20 protein-coding genes are annotated in these 19931 nt (G+C 63.0%); 8 read left to right on the forward strand and 12 right to left on the reverse strand.

Annotation, left to right across the window (positions count from 1 at the left end):
- Positions 1 to 239: 239 nt before the first annotated feature.
- Positions 240 to 629, forward strand: a complete 390-nt coding sequence (locus tag AB8A38_RS08440) for a DUF5330 domain-containing protein (RefSeq protein WP_315841569.1) — start codon at positions 240 to 242, stop codon at positions 627 to 629.
- A gap of 92 nt (positions 630 to 721) precedes the next feature.
- Complete coding sequence (locus AB8A38_RS08445) at positions 722 to 1165, forward strand: SufE family protein (protein WP_439085673.1); 444 nt, start codon at positions 722 to 724, stop codon at positions 1163 to 1165.
- Positions 1166 to 1237: 72 nt separating this feature from the next.
- Here the strand turns inward: AB8A38_RS08445 and thrS are convergent, their stop codons facing one another.
- Entirely contained in the window at positions 1238 to 2449 is a 1212-nt protein-coding gene (thrS, locus tag AB8A38_RS08450; protein WP_439085674.1) for a threonine--tRNA ligase, read from the reverse strand.
- Between the two features lie 157 nt (positions 2450 to 2606).
- Here thrS and AB8A38_RS08455 point away from each other — a divergent pair, with 157 nt between their 5' ends.
- On the forward strand, positions 2607 to 2789 hold the full coding sequence (locus tag AB8A38_RS08455; RefSeq protein ID WP_439085675.1) for a hypothetical protein: 183 nt from the start codon (positions 2607 to 2609) through the stop codon (positions 2787 to 2789).
- Here AB8A38_RS08455 and AB8A38_RS08460 read toward each other — a convergent pair.
- The 3 genes from AB8A38_RS08460 to AB8A38_RS08470 all read right to left on the reverse strand — a co-directional run bounded on the left by AB8A38_RS08460 (position 2786) and on the right by AB8A38_RS08470 (position 5340).
- Positions 2786 to 3382: a DUF6456 domain-containing protein gene (locus AB8A38_RS08460; RefSeq protein WP_439085676.1), complete on the reverse strand. Its 597-nt coding sequence runs from the start codon at positions 3380 to 3382 to the stop codon at positions 2786 to 2788. The genes AB8A38_RS08455 and AB8A38_RS08460 overlap by 4 nt on opposite strands.
- A 526-nt stretch (positions 3383 to 3908) precedes the next feature.
- A complete protein-coding gene (locus tag AB8A38_RS08465; RefSeq protein ID WP_315841566.1) occupies positions 3909 to 4322 on the reverse strand; it encodes a MucR family transcriptional regulator in 414 nt (137 codons plus the stop codon).
- A 163-nt stretch (positions 4323 to 4485) separates the two neighbouring features.
- Positions 4486 to 5340, reverse strand: a complete 855-nt coding sequence (locus AB8A38_RS08470) for a hypothetical protein (RefSeq protein WP_439085677.1) — start codon at positions 5338 to 5340, stop codon at positions 4486 to 4488.
- Positions 5341 to 5692: 352 nt separating this feature from the next.
- Between AB8A38_RS08470 and AB8A38_RS08475 the strand changes: the two genes are divergently transcribed.
- Positions 5693 to 7342: a glycosyltransferase family 39 protein gene (locus tag AB8A38_RS08475; protein ID WP_439085678.1), complete on the forward strand. Its 1650-nt coding sequence runs from the start codon at positions 5693 to 5695 to the stop codon at positions 7340 to 7342.
- Positions 7343 to 7386: 44 nt separating this feature from the next.
- On the opposite strand, the gene AB8A38_RS08480 is transcribed toward AB8A38_RS08475, so the two are convergent.
- Entirely contained in the window at positions 7387 to 8100 is a 714-nt protein-coding gene (locus AB8A38_RS08480; RefSeq protein ID WP_439085679.1) for a DNA helicase, read from the reverse strand.
- A gap of 227 nt (positions 8101 to 8327) precedes the next feature.
- On the opposite strand from AB8A38_RS08480, the gene bla reads away from it, so the two are divergent.
- Positions 8328 to 9197, forward strand: a complete 870-nt coding sequence (bla, locus tag AB8A38_RS08485; protein WP_439085680.1) for a class A beta-lactamase — start codon at positions 8328 to 8330, stop codon at positions 9195 to 9197.
- On the opposite strand, the gene AB8A38_RS08490 is transcribed toward bla, so the two are convergent.
- Positions 9157 to 10113: a DMT family transporter gene (locus AB8A38_RS08490; protein WP_439085681.1), complete on the reverse strand. Its 957-nt coding sequence runs from the start codon at positions 10111 to 10113 to the stop codon at positions 9157 to 9159. The genes bla and AB8A38_RS08490 overlap by 41 nt on opposite strands.
- Before the next feature lie 109 nt (positions 10114 to 10222).
- Between AB8A38_RS08490 and AB8A38_RS08495 the strand changes: the two genes are divergently transcribed.
- Entirely contained in the window at positions 10223 to 11719 is a 1497-nt protein-coding gene (locus AB8A38_RS08495) for a PLP-dependent aminotransferase family protein (RefSeq protein WP_439085682.1), read from the forward strand.
- Between the two features lie 7 nt (positions 11720 to 11726).
- On the opposite strand, the gene AB8A38_RS08500 is transcribed toward AB8A38_RS08495, so the two are convergent.
- Both AB8A38_RS08500 and AB8A38_RS08505 read right to left on the reverse strand, forming a co-directional pair.
- The gene (locus tag AB8A38_RS08500; protein WP_439085683.1) at positions 11727 to 12104 is read right to left on the reverse strand and encodes a nuclear transport factor 2 family protein; all 378 of its coding nucleotides are present in this window, start codon (positions 12102 to 12104) and stop codon (positions 11727 to 11729) included.
- Positions 12105 to 12140: 36 nt separating this feature from the next.
- A complete protein-coding gene (locus AB8A38_RS08505; RefSeq protein ID WP_439085684.1) occupies positions 12141 to 12857 on the reverse strand; it encodes a DJ-1/PfpI family protein in 717 nt (238 codons plus the stop codon).
- A 61-nt stretch (positions 12858 to 12918) separates the two neighbouring features.
- On the opposite strand from AB8A38_RS08505, the gene AB8A38_RS08510 reads away from it, so the two are divergent.
- Together AB8A38_RS08510 and AB8A38_RS08515 are read left to right on the forward strand one after the other, a co-directional pair.
- Positions 12919 to 13923 (forward strand): GlxA family transcriptional regulator, encoded by a 1005-nt coding sequence (locus tag AB8A38_RS08510; RefSeq protein WP_439088478.1) that lies wholly within the window; start codon positions 12919 to 12921, stop codon positions 13921 to 13923.
- A 139-nt stretch (positions 13924 to 14062) separates the two neighbouring features.
- Complete coding sequence (locus AB8A38_RS08515) at positions 14063 to 14842, forward strand: class II aldolase/adducin family protein (protein WP_068734284.1); 780 nt, start codon at positions 14063 to 14065, stop codon at positions 14840 to 14842.
- Between the two features lie 145 nt (positions 14843 to 14987).
- On the opposite strand, the gene AB8A38_RS08520 is transcribed toward AB8A38_RS08515, so the two are convergent.
- From AB8A38_RS08520 to AB8A38_RS08535, 4 genes are all read right to left on the reverse strand, one after another.
- On the reverse strand, positions 14988 to 15203 hold the full coding sequence (locus AB8A38_RS08520; protein ID WP_439085685.1) for a hypothetical protein: 216 nt from the start codon (positions 15201 to 15203) through the stop codon (positions 14988 to 14990).
- Between the two features lie 220 nt (positions 15204 to 15423).
- On the reverse strand, positions 15424 to 16827 hold the full coding sequence (locus AB8A38_RS08525; protein WP_439085686.1) for a M20/M25/M40 family metallo-hydrolase: 1404 nt from the start codon (positions 16825 to 16827) through the stop codon (positions 15424 to 15426).
- A gap of 12 nt (positions 16828 to 16839) precedes the next feature.
- Complete coding sequence (locus AB8A38_RS08530) at positions 16840 to 18132, reverse strand: glycosyltransferase family 87 protein (RefSeq protein ID WP_439088479.1); 1293 nt, start codon at positions 18130 to 18132, stop codon at positions 16840 to 16842.
- A 139-nt stretch (positions 18133 to 18271) separates the two neighbouring features.
- The gene (locus AB8A38_RS08535; RefSeq protein ID WP_315841554.1) at positions 18272 to 19900 is read right to left on the reverse strand and encodes a helicase HerA-like domain-containing protein; all 1629 of its coding nucleotides are present in this window, start codon (positions 19898 to 19900) and stop codon (positions 18272 to 18274) included.
- Positions 19901 to 19931: the final 31 nt, after the last annotated feature.

A 19931-nucleotide genomic window follows, 5' to 3' on the forward strand; every position in this document is an offset into this window, starting at 1 on the left:
ACGATGGTGAACGAGACGTTTCAATCGCGGCGCCCATATGGTTTCGAAAGTGTGCATCCCCAACATCGTGTCGGAAAACCCACGCGCCGCTCATCAATGGAAAATTTACGCCAAACCGAATGAAGCGAATTTTCGTCGATTTAACCGCATCGCAAATACTTGCAATTTATCGACTGCTGCTAACTTCGATCCCAATTGCGACAAATCGCAACGGTTCGAAGAGACTAACGGGGTTCGCGATGTTCTTCCTGCTTCGCATGGCATTCTGGCTCGGGCTCGTGCTCGTGCTGCTGCCAAGGGACAAGACGCCAGAGTCGGACAAGCTGCCTCAGATCGGCGCGTCCGATGCGGTATCGGCTGCGAGTGCGGCAATGTCCGACATGGCCCAATTCTGCAAGCGCCAGCCGGCAACCTGCGAAGTCGGCGGCCATGCGGCCACCGTGATCGGCGAACGTGCCAAGGACGGCGCGAAGAAAATCTACCAGATCATCACCGAGAAGAAGCCCGATACCACCGGATCGATCGGTGGCGAAGGCGAAAATCAGGGCGCGGTCGCCATGGCCCGGCCCGACACGCTCACCCAGGACGACCTCGCCGCCGAATGGCAGCCCCCCACCGTTGCTCCCTAAACGGCTGATTGCGGCGGATAATTACCGCAAACGGCGGTCGCTTTCGGCGCTGTTCGTCCCTATATAGGGCCTGACATTGCTTGCAGGCCCCGATGACCACGATTGACGATATCCGCGATAATTTCAAGCTACTCGAGGACTGGGACGACCGCTACCGGTACGTCATCGAACTCGGGCGCAGCCTCACGCCGATGCCGGATGAGGAACATTCCTCCGCCAACAAGGTCAACGGCTGCGCGAGCCAGGTCTGGCTGTCGCGCCAGGTCGCCCGCGACCACGGCACGCCGGTGCTCAGCTATCTCGGCGACAGCGACGCGCATATCGTTCGCGGGCTGATCGCGATCCTGCTGACGCTGTATTCGGGCCGCAAGGCCGAGGATATTCTGGCCACCGACGCCATCAAGGTGTTCGACGAGCTCGGCTTCAAGGAACACCTCACGCCGCAGCGCTCCAACGGCCTGCGTGCCATGGTCGAGCGCATCCGCCGGGACGCCACGGAGACCCTGGCAGATGCGAACCAGGGCGTGACCCCATAGGTTCGAGCGTCCGCAGGCGCTGCGCCAAACGCCCGCCAGGGATCCACTGATAGGAGCGCAGCTGAGGCACGCTTACCGGGCTTCAGCCCCAAGCGCGCCCGACCGAGCCCTCGCCTGCAGCCGGGACACCGCCTCGGCGAGAGGAACGTCGGCCTGCGAGCCGTCGCGCTCGCGCAGGCTCACCCGGCCGTCCCTCATCTCGCGCCCGCCGACGATAGCCATCACCGGCACCGCCATGTCATGCGCCGCCACGATGCGCCGCGAGAGGGTATCGGCACCGTCATAGGCAACGGCCCGGATCCCCGCATCCTCGAACGCCGCCACGACGTCAGCGCCGTATCCGGCCTGGTCTTTCGAAATCGGCGCAACCGCGACCTGGTCCGGCGACAACCAGAAAGGAAGCACGCCGCCGTGGTGCTCGAGCAGGATCGCGATCATGCGGCCAAGCGATCCGAAGATAGCATGGTGGATCATCAGGGGCCTCGCGCGGCTACCGTCGGCGGCGATGTAGGACGCGTCGAGCCGCTGCGGGAGAACGCTGTCGAGCTGCACCGTGCCGCACTGCCAGGATCGTCCCAGCCGGTCGCGCAACGCGAATTCCAGCTTCGGTCCGTAGAACGCGCCTTCGCCAGGATTGATTTGAGGCGCGAGGCCGCATTGCCGCGCGGCATCGCCGAGCTTCGCCTCCGACCAGTCCCACGTCGCGTCGTCGCCAGCGCGCACCGCCGGACGCGTCGACAGCGCCACTTCGTAGTCGGGAAAACCAAGATCGCGATACACCTCGCCCAGCAAAGCGATGAAGCGCGCGACTTCGTCCTCCACGTCCTGCTCGCGGCAGAACACATGCGCATCGTCCTGCTCGAAGGCGCGCGTTCGCATGATGCCGTGGAGCGAACCGGATGGCTCATTGCGGTGGCAAGCGCCAAATTCGGCATAGCGGATTGGAAGCTCGCGCCACGAGCGCAGACCCTTGTTGAAGATCTGCACGTGGCAAGGGCATGACATCGGCTTCAGTGCCATCGTCTGCTCGCCGTCTTCGACCCGGAACATGTGCTCGCGGAATTTGTCCCAGTGGCCGCTGCGGCTCCAGAACTCCTTTGGCAGCAGCTGTGGTGTTTGGACCTCGGCATAGCCGGCTTGACGCATCTTGCGCCGGAGATAGTCCTCCAGCACCCGATAGATTGCGTAGCCACGCGGATGCCAGAACACCATGCCCGGCGCATCGTCCTGTAGGTGCCAGAGTTTGAGTTGTATGCCGAGATTTCTGTGATCGAGATCGTCCATTGCTGTGTCCTTACGAGGGGAAAAGCGCGGACGGGGATCATCAAAAACAGAAAAGGCCCCGTCCGTCGCCGGCGGGGCCTTTTCTGGTTGAAGTACGCTTGTCTCTAGCGCGCGCGACCAGAAGGCGATCCGCCGTGAGCGGTCGCCGTGGTGGTCAATGCAGCTGATCGAATCTCGTTCATGCGCTGTATATGGCGGCAAAACGCACAGGCGTCAACGCAAGCCGCTTGGCGTCGCGGAAACGATGATGCGCGGGCCTGTGAGCGCGGCCAACGACCTGGCCGCCGTCAAGCTCGCATCCATCCGCATCTGGCTGCGTGCGATTGAGTCCATGGCCTAGCTCTCGAACGCCGCATCATCTGCGAGCCAGGTTCGCACTTGCGATGGCTGTCCCCTGACCTCACTGGCGAAGCCGTAATGCCGCGCGAGGCGATCCAGCGCGAGTTGCAACACGACCTTGGCGGAGCGCGCCGGCCAGTTGCGTTCACGCTCGACGTCTTCGAGGCCGCGCAGAAAACAGCACACGTCCATCAAAACCCCTGAAAATTCGGGCCCGCAGGCCTCCAGCGCCTGACTGACGCGCTGGCGCGACGTCACCATGACGTCCGTCATCTCGCCGGGACTGCTGCCGGCCCCGCATGGTCGGCCGCCGGTCGGCGCGGCCCAGTTCGCCGTCATGCGCGGCGCCATGTTGCCGCGCGTGAAATCGGCGCGCAGCTTTTCGCCGGCGATGAACTGATGCGGGCTGATCATGCTGCGGCCATCGCGGCCCTTGCGCCGGGCCAGCCAGCCGAGCGGGCTTTCACTGTCATTGACGAGGACGCTGGCAACGCCGTCCTCGGTGAGTATCTGCCGCGTTTCCAGCGACAGATGCTGCGCGCGATGGTGATCGACGTGATCGGGATGCCTGGTGGTGCTGCGGGACGTTTTCATCGGGGCGACTCCATTTAGGATAATAAGCTCACATCCTGAATGGCCCGGCAAGTAGAATTTTAGACTTTATTCCTTTGTGGGCTTTTATTCAAAAGAACCAGTGCCTTCGCACGATCGCTCGAAGCTGCGGCGTTGAGAAAGCAGGTTTCCGGCGGCGACTGCGATTGATACGCGGCCGGCGCGCGCGCAGAGTTCATCGCAGTCCTCGGCCACGACCTGCGGGCAAAGCCCACTCCCGTCGTCCGACAGATCATTTCCAGAATTCGCGGCACGGTATCGATGCGCGGGATGGCCTCAACGTCTGCTTGAAAGTCTCTCGTCATACCCGCCAAGTTCACGTACCGCCTGCCTGTGTTGTCACACACCAATTGCGCGTGGCGGGAGATGTATCCCGCATCCAGACGTAGAACTTTCTTCGTCTCCGATTTGTTCTATATTGGTTCCTGCGGATGGAACCTGACTTTATTGCTTAGCTTTACTTGTGCGGATTACTTGCCCAGATCGCTTGCCCGGGTCACCTGTCAGGTCACTTGCGCCGGCGGCGCTGCTGGCCCAGCCCCATTTTCTTGGCGAGCTGCGAACGCGCCACCGCATAGTTCGGCGCGACCATCGGATAGTCGGCCGGCAGTCCCCACTTCTCGCGATACTGTTCCGGCGTCATCGAGTACTGCGTGCGCAGATGGCGCTTCAACGACTTGAAGCGTTTGCCATCCTCAAGACAGATCAGATATTCGGCGGTCATCGATTTCTTGACGGACACGGCCGGCTTGGCCGGCTCTGCCGCGACCTCCGGCCGGCCGTTCGACACCCGCACCAGGGCGGCGTGAACCTGACCGATCAGCGCCGGCAGTTCGGACGCCGGTGTTGGATTGTGACCGACATAGGCCGACACGATCGTCGCCGTGAGATCGATGAAGCTCTTGCCGGCGATGTCGTTCATGGTCCGTCGTCTTTCAAGGATTGGAGCCGCACTTTACTTGACAATCATGCGGGCATTACAGCCACAAGGGCAATAACAACGTATAGCGCGCCGGTTTCATTCTGCGTGCAAGATTAGTCGAGATCAGCTGAAAGTGACCGCCAACGGAAATGGCTGAACGGCGTCAGCCCCTGTTGTCGAGATGCTCACGCAACTCGTCGATCGAGGCGAAGCGCATCATGCCTTCGGGCATCTGCGCCTCGATGGAGCCGTCGGAATACAGCGAATAGGCCATGCCATCGACGACCCCCGATTTCAGCACGGTGACGTCCGGTGCTTGCGGCGGCTCTTCAGCCGGCGTCGGCGGAACGTAACGATCCGGGATCAGCGCGGCATCCGGCAGCTTGTCGCTTGGCGAGGACGAGGTACGAGCGGCGCGGCGGATCGCGTCGGAGCGCGACCGATCCGGCTGCGGCCAGGCATCCTCGAAACTCTTCGGCTGCTCGGCGGGCGCCTCCGGCGTTGGCATGGCCGCCTCGAAAGCGGCTGCGGCTTCGGCCCTCTCCCGCTCCCGGCGCGATGACTGGAACAGCAGATTGCGACGCTTCGGCTCCTCAGGCACCGGTGCTTCGGCAGCAGCGGAGGCAAGCCGCTCACGGTCGCGCAGCACTTCGTCCTGCCACGGGGGAACACCAGGCTCCGGAACGGCAGGTCGCGCGGCCGGCTGGTCGCGGCTGAACAGCGGGGCCGGCGCGGGCGCGTCATCCGCCTCCTCTGCGTCCTCCCCCGGAACCGGCGGCAGGCTCAGTTCCCGGCGCGACGACGGAACCGGTTCATCGATCTCGACCTGCGGCCGGAACTTCTTCAACTCCTCAACCGCAAGCGCCATGCTGACCATGATCAGGCCGGTGCAGGCCCCGACCGTCCCGGTCAGGATCAACGTGTTGCCGAAGCCGAATTCCTTGACCGGAATTCCGAAGCCGATCGCGGCAAGGCCCGCCAGAATGACCCCGATCCCGGCAATCAGCAGCAATTTCATAGTCTTCGAACTCCTCGACGGACACCTCGCGAGTCTCGTCACGGGTGCCACGATAGCGTCATATTGCGTGCACCGCCAAACGGCATTTTGCGTTCATCCCTTGTACATCGGCCAGGTGGTAGGTTTTGAGAGAGTTTTCTTCCACCGGAGACAACAGGTTTGGGACAGCCCGCGCCGATCTATCCCTAAACGGTAAAGCTTTTACCTTGTCCTGTTTGTTGCAACGCATTAAGAAACTTCAGCCACAATTCTCAATTACTTCAAAAGAGAAGTGCGCTATATCGATGCCGGGGAAACGAGGCTCAAAGAGCGCTAAAGCCGAGCCATTGGGGACACCGGGTTATCCATCGCCATGTCATCGATTACGACTGCGGCCATCGACACGCCAGTAAGGCGCTCGGTGGAACGGACGTGTGACGACCTCGCCATTCTGGCGCTTGTCGTTGTCAGCATCGTCGCAAGCTTCACGTTCCGGGACTACGGTCTCGGATGGGACGACTATACCCACGCTGAATATGCCGATCTTCTATTGAAGATGTACGGGTCGGGCTTCACCGACACCGGCGCTTTGTCGTTTGCAAACCTCTACATGTATGGCGGCGGCTTCGATATGGCGGCCGCGCTGCTGCACAAGATCATCCCGCTGGAGCTGTTCGAGACGCGACGCCTGCTCGGCGCGATCGTCGGCGTCATCGGCCTCGGCGTCACCTGGCGTCTCGGCCGTCGGGTCGCCGGCCCCGTGGGCGGCCTCGCCGCGCTGCTGCTGCTGGCGCTGTGTCCGACCTTCTACGGCCATATGTTCATGAACCCGAAGGATGCGCCTTTCGCCGTGGCGATGGTCATCCTGATGCTCGGGCTGGTGCGCCTTGCGCAGGAATATCCGAACCCGTCGCCGCGCACGGTCCTGATCCTCGGCCTCGGCGCCGGCTGCGCGATCGGCTGCCGCATTCTCGCCGGCCTTACGCTGATCTACGCAGTGATCGGTTTCATGCCGCTGTGGATCGAGGATGTGCGTACCAACGGCGTCCGCGAGAGTGCGCATCGCTTGCTGCATGTGCTCTACGTGCTGCTGCCGGGCCTCGCTTTCGGCTATCTCGTCATGGGCCTGATCTGGCCGTGGTCGATCCTGGAGCCCGCCAATCCGCTGCGCGCACTGGGCTACTTCTCCCACTTCTTCGAGAAGCCGTGGAAGGAGATGTTCGACGGCGCGATGATCTCGGTGCCGGACATGCCGTGGTCCTATCTGCCGACGCTGTTCGCGCTGCAGCTTCCGGAAGTGCTGCTCAGCCTCACCTTCGGCGGCATCGCGCTGACCATCATGTCGCTGTCGCGCGACACCGTGCCGGCGCGTCGCAAGACCATCCTGTTGATGCTGACCTTTGCCGCCACATTGCCGCTGGTGATCGCCATGGTGAAGCGCCCGGCGCTGTATAACGGCATCCGGCATTTCATCTTCGTGCTCCCGCCGATGGCCGTGCTCGGCGGCGCGGCTTTCGCGGCGCTGATGGATTGGCTGCGCGTCAATCATCGCGGCGCGCAAGCGGCTGCCGTCGCCGTGTTCTCCTTCGGCCTGATGCTGCCGACAGCCGAGATGATCCGGCTGCATCCGTATCAGTACACCCACTTCAACTACATCGCCGGCACCGTTCGCCAGGCCGATGCGCTGTACATGCTGGACTATTGGGGCCTTGCGCTGAAGCAGGCCTCCGACGCGCTGCGCGAGCAGATCATCGAGCGCCAGGAAAGCCCGCCGGTCGGCCGCAAGTGGAAGGTTGCCGTGTGCGGCCCGCAGCGTCCGGCACAAGTCGCGCTCGGTCCCGACTTCACCATCGGCTGGGACAGCCAGTCGGCCGACTTTGCAATGACGCTTGGCGAGTTCTACTGCAAAGGCCTCACGGCCCCCGTGATTGCCGAGATCAAGCGCGACGACGTCGTCTTCGCCAAGGTCTACGACATCCGCGGCAGCAGCATTTCGAGCCTGCTCGCGATCCCCGCGCCTTAGCGTTCCGGCACCATAGGCGCCGGAACAACAGAAGCTCGTGGGTTTCAACGCGCCGCCTGAAACCTGATGTCGCCGTTGTTCAGAAAACACGTCTTGCTGAACAGGCCGAGATCGACAGGATTCGGCAACCGAACATCGTCCAGATCGGGATATGGCTTCACGAAGGGGTCGTAAGACCGGTGGATCTGCGAGATGAAGACGAAGATCAGCCCGCGTTCCCTCGCGAATGACTGCAGCGCGCGCACCTGCACCATCAAGGCCGGGTTCTCGCGTTTCTGATCGAGCAGTTGCAGATAGTCGATCACCACAAGCGTGCCGCGCGGCGCATCCGCCAGTTTCCGGGCGACGTAGTCGGCGCAGATGTCGTCGGAATTGTCGAATTCGAACAGAGTATCGAAACGCGCCCGCTCCACACCGATGGCACTGAAACGGTCCAGCACGTCCTTTTCAGCGTATTCCAGCGAGAAGAACACGCTGCGATGGCCGGATCGCATCGCCTCCACGGCGAGCTTCAGGCTCATCAGCGTCTTGCCATGGCCCGGGCGCGCGCCGACCAGCACGAGATCGCCCGGAGACAGTTGTTCGAACAGTTTCGCGGCGGGTGTCACCGAAGACATCCGCGCTACGAGCAGGCTCCAGGCCGCAAAGCCTTCTCGCACGGCGATGCGGTCGAGTGCCTCGTGCAGCGGAATGTTATCGGTGCGGGATAGAAGCCTGGCCTTGCGCTTCAATTGATAAACAGGCGCAGAAAGACGCATTGTGAGAACCTCCTGGTGCGAGCGTTGTCACAACCCCTCCTTATGCTTGATGCTCGAACAGTTGGTTCGGTGATCAGAGAGCCCGGTATGATCGATACTTTCCCGCTGGAGGGGGGAGGCGTGGGCCGCGCCAGAATCAGAGTGTAGCGCAATCCCCTTCCCCGCGAAATTGCAGATATCCAATCGCTCGCCATCAATTCTCCCTCTTCGCCCGCGAATGACACGCCATGATGATCAATCGACGAACATTGCTGGCGGCTGCGCCGGCGCTCATGGCCTGGCCGGCCTTTGCCAAAGAAGCTGCAAAGGACGCACCGGCGGCGTTGCAAGCCTATGAACGCGACACCGGCGGGCGGATCGGCGTCTATGCCGAAAACCTGAAGACGGGCGCAAAGATCGCGTGGCGCGCCAATGAGCGCTTCGTGATGTGCAGCACGTTCAAGGCATCGCTCGCCGCCTGCGTGCTCGCCCGCATCGACCGCGGTGAAGACAAGCTCGATCAGATGATCCCCTATGCCGCCGCCGACCTTCTGCAATATGCGCCGGTCGCGCGCGACAATCTCGCCAAGGGCGCGCTGTCGGTGGCCGACATGTGCAAGGCCATCGTCGAACTCAGCGACAACACCTGCGCCAATATGCTGCTGGCGCGCGTCGGCGGTCCGGCCGCCCTCACCGCCTTCTGGAACAGGACCGGCGACAGCGTCTCGCGCCTCGATCACAACGAACCGCTTTTGAACCGCTCGCGTCCCGGCAATCCGCAGGACACAACCACACCTGCCGCCATGGCCGGCAATGTCAAACGCTTCGTCACCGGCAATGTGCTGACGCCCGCATCGCGCGATCGGCTCACCGACTGGATGGTGAACTGCAAGACCGGCGACAAGCGCTTGCGCGCCGGACTCCCGAAGACATGGAAGATCGGCGACAAGACCGGCAATAACGGCAAGGACGCCGCCGGCGACATCGCCGTGACCTGGCCGAAGCCGGACCAGCCCGTCGTCATCGCCGCCTATACGCAGGGCGGCACGCCGACGGCTCCACAATTGGAGACGGTGTTCACGGCGATTGGCGAGATGGTCGGGCAGAGGCTGGGATAGGCTGCACGGCGATTGCAGCATCCGGCTTTGAACGCGACATCGTTCCGATGACAATCCCGCCCAGGATCATGGCCATGGCGGCGATCAGCGACAGCTCGATCGCCTCGCCGAGCACTAGCGCGGAGATCGCAACGCCCATCACCGGCGTTGCCAGCAGACCGAGCGATGTAATAGTCGCCGGCAGGCTGCGGTTGATGATCACCATCGCCCAATGCGCCAGCGCCGTGCCGAAGATCCCGCCGAACAGCAGTGCTCCCGCAAGTTCGCCCGTCCATGCGATATCAGGGACACCTTCACGCATGAGCGCCAGCGTGGTCAGCAACACGCTCGCGAGCAGCGCCTGCCAGAACACCAGTTGAAACGGCTCGGAGATCCAGCGGTGGCCGCGGACATAGACGATGTTCGCCGCCCAGCACAAAGCCGCGAGCAATAGCAGCCCGCTGCCGATCAGCGCATTGCCGTTGCTCCAGTCGAATGCCGACGGGTTGAACATGACGGCGATGCCGGCAAGCCCGAGCACGATGCCAATCAGACGTTCTCTCGGAACGGGCTCGCGCAGCAGCAGCCAGGCGGCCGGCGCGACCCATAGCGGCGTAGTGTAGCCGAGCACGATCGAGCGCCCGACCGGGACGAATTGCAGGCCGAAGGCAACCAGCACCGAGAATAGGCCCATATGCAGCACCGCGACACTGACGATCACAGGCATGTCGCCACGCCGCGGAACGATGAATTGCCGGCGCGCGAGCGTAATGGCCGCCAGAGCGAGCGTGGCAACGATCGCACGGATGGCCACCGACCACACCGGCGAAATGTGCTGCACCAGAAATTTCGTCAGCGTCCAGTTCAGCCCCCACATGGTCACGACGACGGCAAACAGCAGCAGCGCCGTGCGGCGCGATGGCGGATGTTCAGACATGGCTTCATCTCACGGCTTCGGTGCATGGCGCACTCGACAGACCGATGACACTAGGTTTTACTGGTCCCAATCAAAGATCCATTTCTGTAAAAATGACTGAGCCAGTTTGATGGACGACATTCTCGCGGGGCTGATCGATATCGAGCGCGGGTCCGCAAGCGGCGAAACGTTGACGCGGCAGCTCTACGATCAGCTCCGCGCGTCGATCCTGAGCGGCGCGCTGCCGCCGGGCCATCGCCTGCCGTCGAGCCGCGACTGCGCGCTGCAGCTCGGCCTCGCGCGCAACACCGTCTCGACCGTCATCGATCAGTTGGCCATGGAAGGCTATCTCGACGTCGCGCAGGGACGACGCCCGACGGTCGCCGCCGCCGAGCGCAAGGCGCTGCTCACCGGACGCAACATCGCCGGCAAGACGCCGAAGCCGCTCGGCCTGTCGCGCTGGGCCGAGCGCGTGCAGAAGTCGGATTGGCCGTTCATCAACAAAGGGCGGCCACTGCTGTTGGCTCCGGCGCTGGCAGATGCGCGGCTGTTTCCCCACGACATCTGGGCGCGCTGCCTGCGCCGCGCGGCGCGACGCGGATCGACCGGCGATCCCGCCATCAATCGCGCCTCGTTGCGCAACGCCCTGCTCCGCCATCTCATCGCCTATCGCGGCGTGCGGGCCGAGGCACGACAGATCATCCTGATGCCATCGGCGCAGTCTGCGCTTGAACTCATCGCGCGCGTGCTACTCGATGCCGGCGATCTCGCCTGGGTCGAAAGCCCCGGCTATGGCGGCGCATATGCGGCGCTCAATGCGGCCGGCGCGACCATGCGCGGCATTTCGCTGGATCGCAGCGGCCTCTCCATCAAGGGCCGCCGCGATCGCCCACGGCTTATCTTCGTGACGCCGTCGCATCAGCATCCCACCGGACGGCTGATGCCTGTCAGCCGGCGGCAGCAATTGCTCGCATTTGCCAATGACATCGGCGCGGCGATCGTCGAGGACGACTACGACAGCGAATTCCACTATGACGGCCGCCCTGTCGCCGCCCTGCAGGGCCTCGATGACAATGGCCGCGTGTTCTATGTGGGCACCTTCTCGAAATCGATGTTTTCGGATGTGCGCAGCGGCTACGCCATCGTGCCGCCGGATCTTGCCGACCTGTTCGAAAAGGCGCAGCGCCACGGCAGCCATATCGTGCCGGCGCCGGTGCAGGATGCGCTGGCCGAATTCATCGACGACGGTCACTTCGCGGCGCATATCCGCAAGATGACGCGTGTCTATCGCAGCAGGCGCGATCACCTGCTGCAGGCACTGCAAGTTCATGCCGGCGATCACCTGACGATCGAACCGCCGGCCGGCGGCATGCAGTTGCTCGCCCATCTCGATCTCGATCGCGACGACCGCGCCATTTCGGCACGACTTGCCGAGCTCGGCGTGACCGGCCGCCCGCTATCGATGTATTTCACCGGACCTGTGACCAGCCAGGGATTGTTCATGGGCTTTTCCGCCTGGAACGAACAGGAGATCGACAAAGCCGCCGCCATCGTCGGGCAGGTCCTGCGCGACACCGCCACGCCGCGCGGCCGCTCCGGCAAAGTGTCGAAGCGGCCCAAGAACTAACACCGCCTTACGCGGCTGCCGCCAGCTTCTTCTCCACCGCTAACGCCGCCGGCAGCGGTCGCCACAGCACCGTCATTTCCTGGATCAGACCGGCATCGTTCAGACGCCAGTAGTCGACACCGTCGAGTTGTTCCGTACCGACGGTGATGCCGAAGAAGGCGGACACGTGTTCGGGGCCTTGTAGCACTTCGCGAAAGTCGAAGCTGTCGACGACACCCAGCAGCGCCGTGACCACCGGCCGGATTGCTGCCTTGCCCCTGAACGGCTCGGCAGCGAGCGGCGTCTTCAGCACGATGTCGTCGGCCATGTGACTGAACATGGCGTCGAGGTCTTTACGCTGCATCGCTTTGGTGAATTCATGGATATGCGTGAGGTTCATGGTCATGATCCTTTCGATCATATTAGAAGCGGCTTGCGCCGCTCACTCCGCCGGTGTGGGCACGATGATGCCGAGCTTTGTCGCGATACGTTGTGCGGTTGCCTCGCGCTGCGCGGTCATGCCGGCCACGGCCGTTCGTGCCTGCTGCAACACGGCAGCCGGCGCCGTCTCCGGCGTACCGCTGTTGAACGGCGGCTCCGGCGCATATTCCATGTAGAGCTGGATGCCCTTCGCCACGTCGTCGCCGCGCAATTCGGCGGCCAGACGCAGCGCGCCATCGATGCCGGAGGTGACGCCGGCAGCAAAGATCCAGTCGCCGTCGATCACCACGCGCTCGTTGACCGGCGTCGCACCGAAATAGCGCAGCAGATGAAACGACGCCCAATGCGTGGTCGCGCGGCGCCCCATCAGCAGGCCCGCAGCGCCGCAGATCAGCGCGCCGGTGCAGACCGAGAAGACGCGCGCGTGTCCGGCCTGTGCGCGGATCCAGTCGAGCACGACCGTATCCTCCATCAGCGCTTCCTGACCGAAACCGCCGGGCACATGCAGCACATCGAGCTGGGGCGCATCGGCGATGGCGGCATCCGGCGTGATACGGAGCCCCCTGTGGTCGCGCACGGGATCTGCGGTCTTGCCATAGATACGATAGGTCGTGTTCGGAATGCGCGACAGGACTTCGAACGGGCCGGTGAGATCGATCTGGTCGAGGCCCTCGAACAGCAGCGAGCCGATCTGAAGATGCTGGTCTGTCGGGATCATCGGTTCCTCCGAATATTTGTGAATGGACAAGCCGACCCTAGCCAGGCACACTCTGGCGGAAATGCCAAAGACCCCTCGTTCTCCGCCAAACACCGTTTCGACGATCCCGCGCGCCATCGACGTGCTGGCGTTCCCGATGGTGCAATTGCTCGACGTGTCCGGCCCGCTGCAGGTGTTCGCCTCGGTCAACGAGATCATGCAGCGCCAGGGCAAGCCCGCGCCCTACAAGCTGCGCGTGATCGCGCGTGGCGGCCATGGCGTCACCGCCTCTGCCGGCCTCGGACTGGCTGCAAGCGATCTGCCACGCCACGCCGAGCCGATCGATACGCTGCTCATCGCCGGCGGTCCCGGTGTCCATGCCGCGGCGTCCGATCCCGCGATGGTTGCCTGGGTGCGCAAGCGCGCGGCCAAGGCGCGGCGTACCGCCTCGGTCTGCACCGGCGCCTTCCTGCTCGCCTCGACTGGCCTGCTGGACGGCCGCCGTGCCGCGACCCACTGGTCCTGGTGCTCCGAACTCGCGCAGCGCTTTCCCGACGTGCATGTGGAGTCCGATCCGATCTTCGTGCGCGACGGCGCGTTCTGGACATCGGCCGGCGTGACTGCGGGAATCGATCTCGCACTGGCACTGGTGGAGGAAGACCTCGGGCGCAGCGTCGCACTCATGGTGGCGCGTCATCTCGTGGTGTTTCTCAAACGCCCCGGCGGCCAGTCGCAATTCAGCGCGGCATTGTCGCTGCAGACCGCCGACGACAAATTCGGCGCGCTGCATGACTGGATCGGCAAACATCTCGCCGACGACATTTCGCTGCCCATGCTGGCAGAACAGGCCGGCATGAGCGAACGCAGCTTCAGCCGGCACTATGCGGACGCCACCGGCATCACGCCCGCCCGCGCCGTCGAGCAGTTGCGCGTCGAAGCCGCACGGCGGCTGCTCTCGGAAACGAAACTGCCGGTGAAACGCATTTCGCAACGCTGCGGCTTCGGTTCCGAAGAGACCATGCGGCGCAGCTTCCTGCGATTGCTTTCTGCCACGCCGCAGGACTATCGCGCGCGTTTCAGTTCCTGAATGTCGCGATCGGGCCTTCTGCCACCCTGGTAAGCATGTCTGCCGCGCAAACCGTCCGGCTTGCTGCCGCAACAGGGCGGGATTAGGCTGGGATCAGCCAAACGCCAAAACACTGCCAGTCAATCCGGGAGCACTCAACATGTCACCAGCCGAAGCCCGCCTCAAGGAAGTGCCGTCGCATATGAGTGAGGGCGAATGGGCCCAGCGCGTCAATCTCGCCGCTGCCTATCGCCTCGTTGCGCTCTACGGCTGGGACGATCTCATCGACACCCACATCTCCGCCCGCGTGCCCGGGCCCGACCATCACTTCCTGATCAATCCCTATGGCCTGATCTTTGAAGAGATCACGGCATCGTCGCTGGTCAAGGTCGATCTCGACGGCAACCAGCTCTCCGAAAGCGAATACAGCATCAACCCGGCCGGCTTCACCATCCATTCCGCGATCCATGAAGTCCGCGAAGACGCCGGCTGCGTGATGCATCTGCACACGCCGGACGGCACGGCCGTGGCCTCCTGCATGGAAGGCCTGCAGCCCCTGAACCAGACTGCTCAGCTCGTGATCCCGGAACTCGCCTATCACGACTATGAAGGCGTCGCGCTCGATCACGACGAGCGCCCGCGCCTGCAGAAGGATCTCGGCACCAAGAACGCCATGCTGCTGCGCAATCACGGCACGCTGACCGTCGGCCGCTCGGTCGCCTCGGCCTTCGAGCGCATGTATTATCTGGAACGTGCCTGCACCATGCAGGTCCGCACCCGGATGCTCGGCCCGACCGCCTATCCGGTCGACCAGATCGTGATCGACAAGAACGCCGAACTGGTCTCGAACCCTGAGAGGTCGGAGCTGCGCTCCACCAAGCTGGTCTGGCCGCCGATGCTGCGCAAGCTCGACCGCCGCGATCCGTCTTACAAGACCTGAGATTTGGTGCTATAGAGGGGTTACATACCTCTACACAGTGATTCAAAACGCCGTCCAATTCCGGGCGGCGTTTTTCTTTGTTCTGGTTTTCTCGTCATTCCGGGGCGCCCGCACCTGCGAGCGAACCCCGAATGACGAGTGCGCATCACGGCCGCATGAACGCAAAGTCCGTATCGGGATCGCAATTATCGGCGACGAAACGCAGCTCCGACTGGACGTCAGCCGCGGTCCTCGTCTCCAGATATTTCGAAACCACGAGATTCACGAGAGAGCGACAGACGCTGTCCTGATCGACCCCGGCGGCCTGCGCTGCCGCCATCGCGGCAGAGAAATGAGTATTGGCGATTTCGGATGCAGACACGGCGCTCTCTCCCTCTTTTGTTTGTCTTTCGATCAGGAAAGCCTGACGCAAGCCTTGATGTGGGTCAACGCGAAGGCATGCTCGTCATTCCGGGGCGCGAACGCCGCTTGGCGATCGCGAACCCGGAATCTCGACATCGGAATCTCCGACAGTGCCAGGCTACATCGGGATTCCGGGTTCGCCCGCAAGAGCGGGCGCCCCAGAATGACGAATGCGCGGCTTACTTCTTCACCTCAGCCAGCGCAGCAATGATCCGCGCCCACGACCGGATGCCCTTATGGAAGCTCTTGAGGTCGTACTTCTCGTTCGGCGAATGGATATTGTCGTCATCGAGGCCGAAGCCGATCAGGAGCGAGTCCAGACCGAGCATGCGCTTGAAATCGGCGACGATGGGAATCGATGCGCCGGAGCCGATCAGCAGCGCCTGCTTGCCCCATTCGTCGGTCAGCGCATCGCGCGCAGCGGCGAGCGGCTTCATGTTCCAGTCCAGCGCGATGGCCGGCGCATTGGAATGATCGAGAAACTCCGCGCTGCAATCGCCCGGCAGTTGCGACGTGACGAAAGCCCGGAACGCATCGCGGATCTTCCCGGGGTCCTGGCCCTCGACGATGCGGAACGAAACTTTCGCCGAAGCATGGGAGGCGATCACTGTCTTGGAGCCCTCGCCCGTATAGCCGCCGACAATCCCGTTGATGTCACAGGTCGGACGCGACGTGATCTGTTCGATCAGTTCGCGGCCCTTCTCGCCGGCCGGAATAGAAAGACCGATCGGCTTGAGGAAGCTCTCCGCGGTGAGACCGAGGCCCTTCCACTGCGCCAGAATATCGGCCGGTAAGTCCTTCACGCCATCATAGAAGCCGGGAATGGTGATGCGGCCATTGTCGTCGTGCAGCTTACCGAGAATATTGGTCAGCACGCGGATCGGATTGCGCGCACCGCCGCCATAGATGCCGGAATGCAGATCGCGATTGGCCGCGGTGATCTTCACCTCTTCATAGACGAGCCCGCGCAGCGACGTGGTGATCGCTGGGGTACTCGGGTCCCACATGCCGGTGTCGCAGACCACCGCGAAATCGGCGGCGAGATCTTTCTTGTTGGCTTCGAGGAACGGCACGAAGTTCTTCGAGCCGACTTCCTCCTCGCCTTCGATGCAGATGGTGAGATCGATCGGCAGCGAGCCCGTGACATTCACCCAGGCCCGGCAGGCTTCCACGAAGGTCGAGAGCTGGCCTTTGTCGTCCTGCGCACCGCGCGCAACGATGATGTCGCGGCCATCGGCATGTTTGGTGACCACCGGCTCAAACGGCGGACGATGCCACAGGTTCAGCGGATCGACCGGCTGAACGTCATAGTGACCGTAAAACAGAACATGCGGCCGCTTGCCGGTGTTGCCCTTGGCGGTGGCGACGATGGCCGGATGGCCCGCGGTCGGCCGTACCTCGGCGTTGAAGCCCAGGCCCTCGATCTCGCCGGCCAGATGCTTTGCCGCCGCCTTGCAGTCCTCGGCGAAAGCCGGATCGGCGGAAATCGACTTGATCCGCAGCAGCGCGAACAACCGCTCCAGAGCCTTGTCGAAATCGGCATCGACGCGATCGAGAACGGATGCAAGCTGCGTATTGGACATGAGCGAATTTCCTTAAGCGTGATGGTCCGGAACTTCGGTGGAATCTAGCAGCACCGGCGGGTGGTGCATATGCCAGATCAGGCCGCCTGCCAGCAGCGCGGTCGCCAGAAGATTATTGCCCCAGGCCTGCAGCATGGCCGGGAAGACCGGGATCGACAGCGCCATCAGCACGCCAACGATGCCAAGCAGCCACCATGTCCCGCTCCGTACATTCGGCCTGGGATCATCGGCGGCGCGATGCATCAGCACCGTGAGCGGCAGGAACAGCCACATGAAGTAATATTGCCGCGCCAGCGGCGATGCCACCGTCATCAGGCAGAACAGGATGCCGAGTTCTTCGGCACGTGAGCGCGGCGTGAGTTTCGATCGCGGCAGCAACGACCAGATGAAGCCGAGGCCGATCAGACCGGAGACTGCGAGCACGATCAGGTTCGCGGTCTTGTAGCTGACATCGATCACATTCATCGTGGCCGATCCACGCTTGCGATCGTCCTGGAAATAATCGATCGGCCGCACCAGGCGATGCGTCATCGCGATGATCGACTGGTTGACCCAGGACCAGTTCTGTTCGTCGCGCTGCCCGAAGCCTTTCTCGGAGCTGGAGCCGACCATTTCGGTGTACCAGGTCTTCACCTCGGCAGCATTGCGTTCGAAGCCGCGAAACGGCGCCGGCACCACATAGAGCAACAGCAGCGTGCAGATGATCATGCTGGCCGAGGCCGCCCAGTGCCGCCGCCACAACAGATAAGGTAGCACCGCCACCGGGAACACCTTGATCGCGGTTGCCAGCGCGAACATGCTGCCGCCGAGCCACGGCCGATCCTTCTGCATCCACCAGAAGCCGAGCAGCATCATCGCCAGCAGCACCAGATTGGGCTGGCCGAGATCGTACATGTCGAACACGAAGGTGATGGTCGCAAAGCCCGGCAGCGCCGCGAGCCACGCCGTTGGAATCTTCTTCGAGCCGGTCATTGCATTGGAGAGCTGGCTGGTGATCGCCCAAGCCGCCGAATTCAGGATCGAGAGCAAGAGATAAAGCGGGACCTTGCCGAACCAGCTCGGGAGCGCCAGCAAAACCGCCGACAGCGGCGGATAGATGAAATCCAGCGCGCCATTGGTCTTCGCTTCATATAGCGGCGCACCATGCAGCACCTGTCGCCCGGCCCAGAACCACAGCGCGTAGTCCTTGGTCTTGCCGTGACCGAAGATTTCCGGGACGAGCACGTCCGCCGTCAGCAGGACGCAGGTCAGAAGAAACAGTACGTCCAGCGGCTGCCGCAAGGACGGCCACCGCAAAACCGGCATGTCGCCGTCACTTTTCGTCACTTCGCAGTCCCGTTCAAAGACCCGCCGGCACGGCGCGGTTCAGACCGCGGTGGGTAGCAGATGGCGCCGCGACCTGCAAAGCCGCGGGCGGGTGCATAATGGACAGTCTGGACGGTCCTTACCGCTTCAAAATCCCGCCCAGCGTCCCGCGCACGATCTCGCGGCCGATCGAGCTTCCCAGCGAGCCGCCGATCTGCTTGCCGACATTGGCGACGATGCCGCCGACGACCTTGTTGGTCACGCTGCGGGTGACGCTGCGCGCAATCACCTGGCCGGTGGAGAGCCTGTTGCGGCCGGTATTGGTGCCGAAGATGGTGCCGACGATGGCACCGAGCTGGCCCAAAAATCCACCACCGCCGCCACCACCGCCCGCCGCGTCGCCGGCCTCGGCGGGCGTCGCCGCCGTGCCGGCGATGCGCTTCTGCAGTGTCTCGTAGGCGGATTCGGAATCGATCGCGGTGTCGTATTTGCCCTTCACCGGGCTGGCATTCATGATCGCCTTGCGCTCCTCAGGCGTGATCGGCCCGATACGTGCGGTCGGCGGACGCACCATGATGCGTTCGACCATCGCAGGCGTGCCGTTGCCTTCGAGGAACGAGACCAGTGCCTCGCCCTTGCCGAGTTCGGTAATAACCGTGGCCGTGTCGAGTTTCGGATTGGCACGGAAGGTCTGTGCTGCCGCCTGCACCGCCTTCTGATCCCGCGGCGTGAAGGCGCGCAAGGCGTGCTGAACGCGGTTGCCAAGCTGGGCGAGTACGCGATCGGGCACATCGATCGGGTTCTGGGTGACGAAATAGACACCGACACCCTTGGAGCGGATCAGGCGCACCACCTGTTCGATCTTGTCGAGCAGTGCCTTCGGCGCATCGTTGAACAGGAGATGCGCTTCGTCGAAGAAGAATACCAGCTTGGGCTTCGGCAGATCGCCGACTTCGGGCAATTCCTCAAACAGTTCCGAGAGCAGCCACAGCAGGAAGGTTGCATAGAGCCGAGGGCTCGACATCAGCTTGTCGGCGACGAGGATATTGACCATGCCGCGGCCGTCGCGGTCGGTCTTGAGAAAGTCTTTCAGCTCCAGCGCCGGCTCGCCGAAGAATTTATCGGCACCCTGGTTCTCCAGCACGAGCAATTGACGCTGGATGGTACCGATTGTCGCCTTGGTGACGTTTCCGAAGCTCAAGGCCGACTTGCGGACATCGGCAAGCGGATCGACCTCGTCCTTCTTCGCGGTCATCGGCACGATGGCGTCGAGCAGTGCGCGCAGATCCTTCATGTCGAGCAGCGTCAGGCCGTTCTCGTCGGCGACGCGGAAGGCGACGTTGAGCACGCCTTCCTGCACATCGTTGAGATCGAGCAGCCGCGCCAGCAACAGTGGCCCCATCTCCGAAATGGTCGCACGCACCGGATGGCCCTGCTCGCCGAACACGTCCCAGAACACGGTCGAGAACTGATCGGGCTGGAACGTCAGCGCCATCTCCTTGGCGCGCTGCAAAATGAAGTCCTTGCCCTCGCCGACTTCGGCGATACCCGAGAGGTCGCCCTTGATGTCCGCAGCGAAGACCGGCACACCGGCACGTGCAAAGCCCTCCGCCATCACCTGCAGCGATACGGTTTTACCTGTTCCCGTCGCGCCGGTAACGAGACCATGGCGATTGCCGAGGGCCAGCGTCAGCCATGCCGGTTGGTCGCCCTTGCCGATGAAGATCTTGCCGTCGGTATCGCCTGACTTCAGTTCGGTGGTCGCCATCGGATCGCCTCTGTCGCACGCATCAAGAAAA

Source organism: Tardiphaga sp. 839_C3_N1_4 (assembly GCF_051811045.1).
GTDB lineage: Bacteria > Pseudomonadota > Alphaproteobacteria > Rhizobiales > Xanthobacteraceae > Tardiphaga.

What these genes read in the sequence shown, in the direction of transcription:
- AB8A38_RS08495 (WP_439085682.1), top strand. Translation starts at nt 10,223, where the DNA reads ATGGACGACATTCTCGCGGGGCTGATCGATATCGAGCGCGGGTCCGCA.
- AB8A38_RS08525 (WP_439085686.1), bottom strand. Translation starts at nt 16,827, where the DNA reads ATGTCCAATACGCAGCTTGCATCCGTTCTCGATCGCGTCGATGCCGAT.
- AB8A38_RS08475 (WP_439085678.1), top strand. Translation starts at nt 5,693, where the DNA reads ATGTCATCGATTACGACTGCGGCCATCGACACGCCAGTAAGGCGCTCG.
- AB8A38_RS08515 (WP_068734284.1), top strand. Translation starts at nt 14,063, where the DNA reads ATGTCACCAGCCGAAGCCCGCCTCAAGGAAGTGCCGTCGCATATGAGT.
- thrS (WP_439085674.1), bottom strand. Translation starts at nt 2,449, where the DNA reads ATGGACGATCTCGATCACAGAAATCTCGGCATACAACTCAAACTCTGG.
- AB8A38_RS08530 (WP_439088479.1), bottom strand. Translation starts at nt 18,132, where the DNA reads ATGCCGGTTTTGCGGTGGCCGTCCTTGCGGCAGCCGCTGGACGTACTG.
- AB8A38_RS08465 (WP_315841566.1), bottom strand. Translation starts at nt 4,322, where the DNA reads ATGAACGACATCGCCGGCAAGAGCTTCATCGATCTCACGGCGACGATC.
- AB8A38_RS08505 (WP_439085684.1), bottom strand. Translation starts at nt 12,857, where the DNA reads ATGATCCCGACAGACCAGCATCTTCAGATCGGCTCGCTGCTGTTCGAG.
- AB8A38_RS08455 (WP_439085675.1), top strand. Translation starts at nt 2,607, where the DNA reads ATGCAGCTGATCGAATCTCGTTCATGCGCTGTATATGGCGGCAAAACG.
- AB8A38_RS08510 (WP_439088478.1), top strand. Translation starts at nt 12,919, where the DNA reads ATGCCAAAGACCCCTCGTTCTCCGCCAAACACCGTTTCGACGATCCCG.
- AB8A38_RS08500 (WP_439085683.1), bottom strand. Translation starts at nt 12,104, where the DNA reads ATGACCATGAACCTCACGCATATCCATGAATTCACCAAAGCGATGCAG.
- AB8A38_RS08460 (WP_439085676.1), bottom strand. Translation starts at nt 3,382, where the DNA reads ATGAAAACGTCCCGCAGCACCACCAGGCATCCCGATCACGTCGATCAC.
- AB8A38_RS08535 (WP_315841554.1), bottom strand. Translation starts at nt 19,900, where the DNA reads ATGGCGACCACCGAACTGAAGTCAGGCGATACCGACGGCAAGATCTTC.
- AB8A38_RS08490 (WP_439085681.1), bottom strand. Translation starts at nt 10,113, where the DNA reads ATGTCTGAACATCCGCCATCGCGCCGCACGGCGCTGCTGCTGTTTGCC.
- AB8A38_RS08445 (WP_439085673.1), top strand. Translation starts at nt 722, where the DNA reads ATGACCACGATTGACGATATCCGCGATAATTTCAAGCTACTCGAGGAC.
- bla (WP_439085680.1), top strand. Translation starts at nt 8,328, where the DNA reads ATGATGATCAATCGACGAACATTGCTGGCGGCTGCGCCGGCGCTCATG.
- AB8A38_RS08470 (WP_439085677.1), bottom strand. Translation starts at nt 5,340, where the DNA reads ATGAAATTGCTGCTGATTGCCGGGATCGGGGTCATTCTGGCGGGCCTT.
- AB8A38_RS08440 (WP_315841569.1), top strand. Translation starts at nt 240, where the DNA reads ATGTTCTTCCTGCTTCGCATGGCATTCTGGCTCGGGCTCGTGCTCGTG.
- AB8A38_RS08480 (WP_439085679.1), bottom strand. Translation starts at nt 8,100, where the DNA reads ATGCGTCTTTCTGCGCCTGTTTATCAATTGAAGCGCAAGGCCAGGCTT.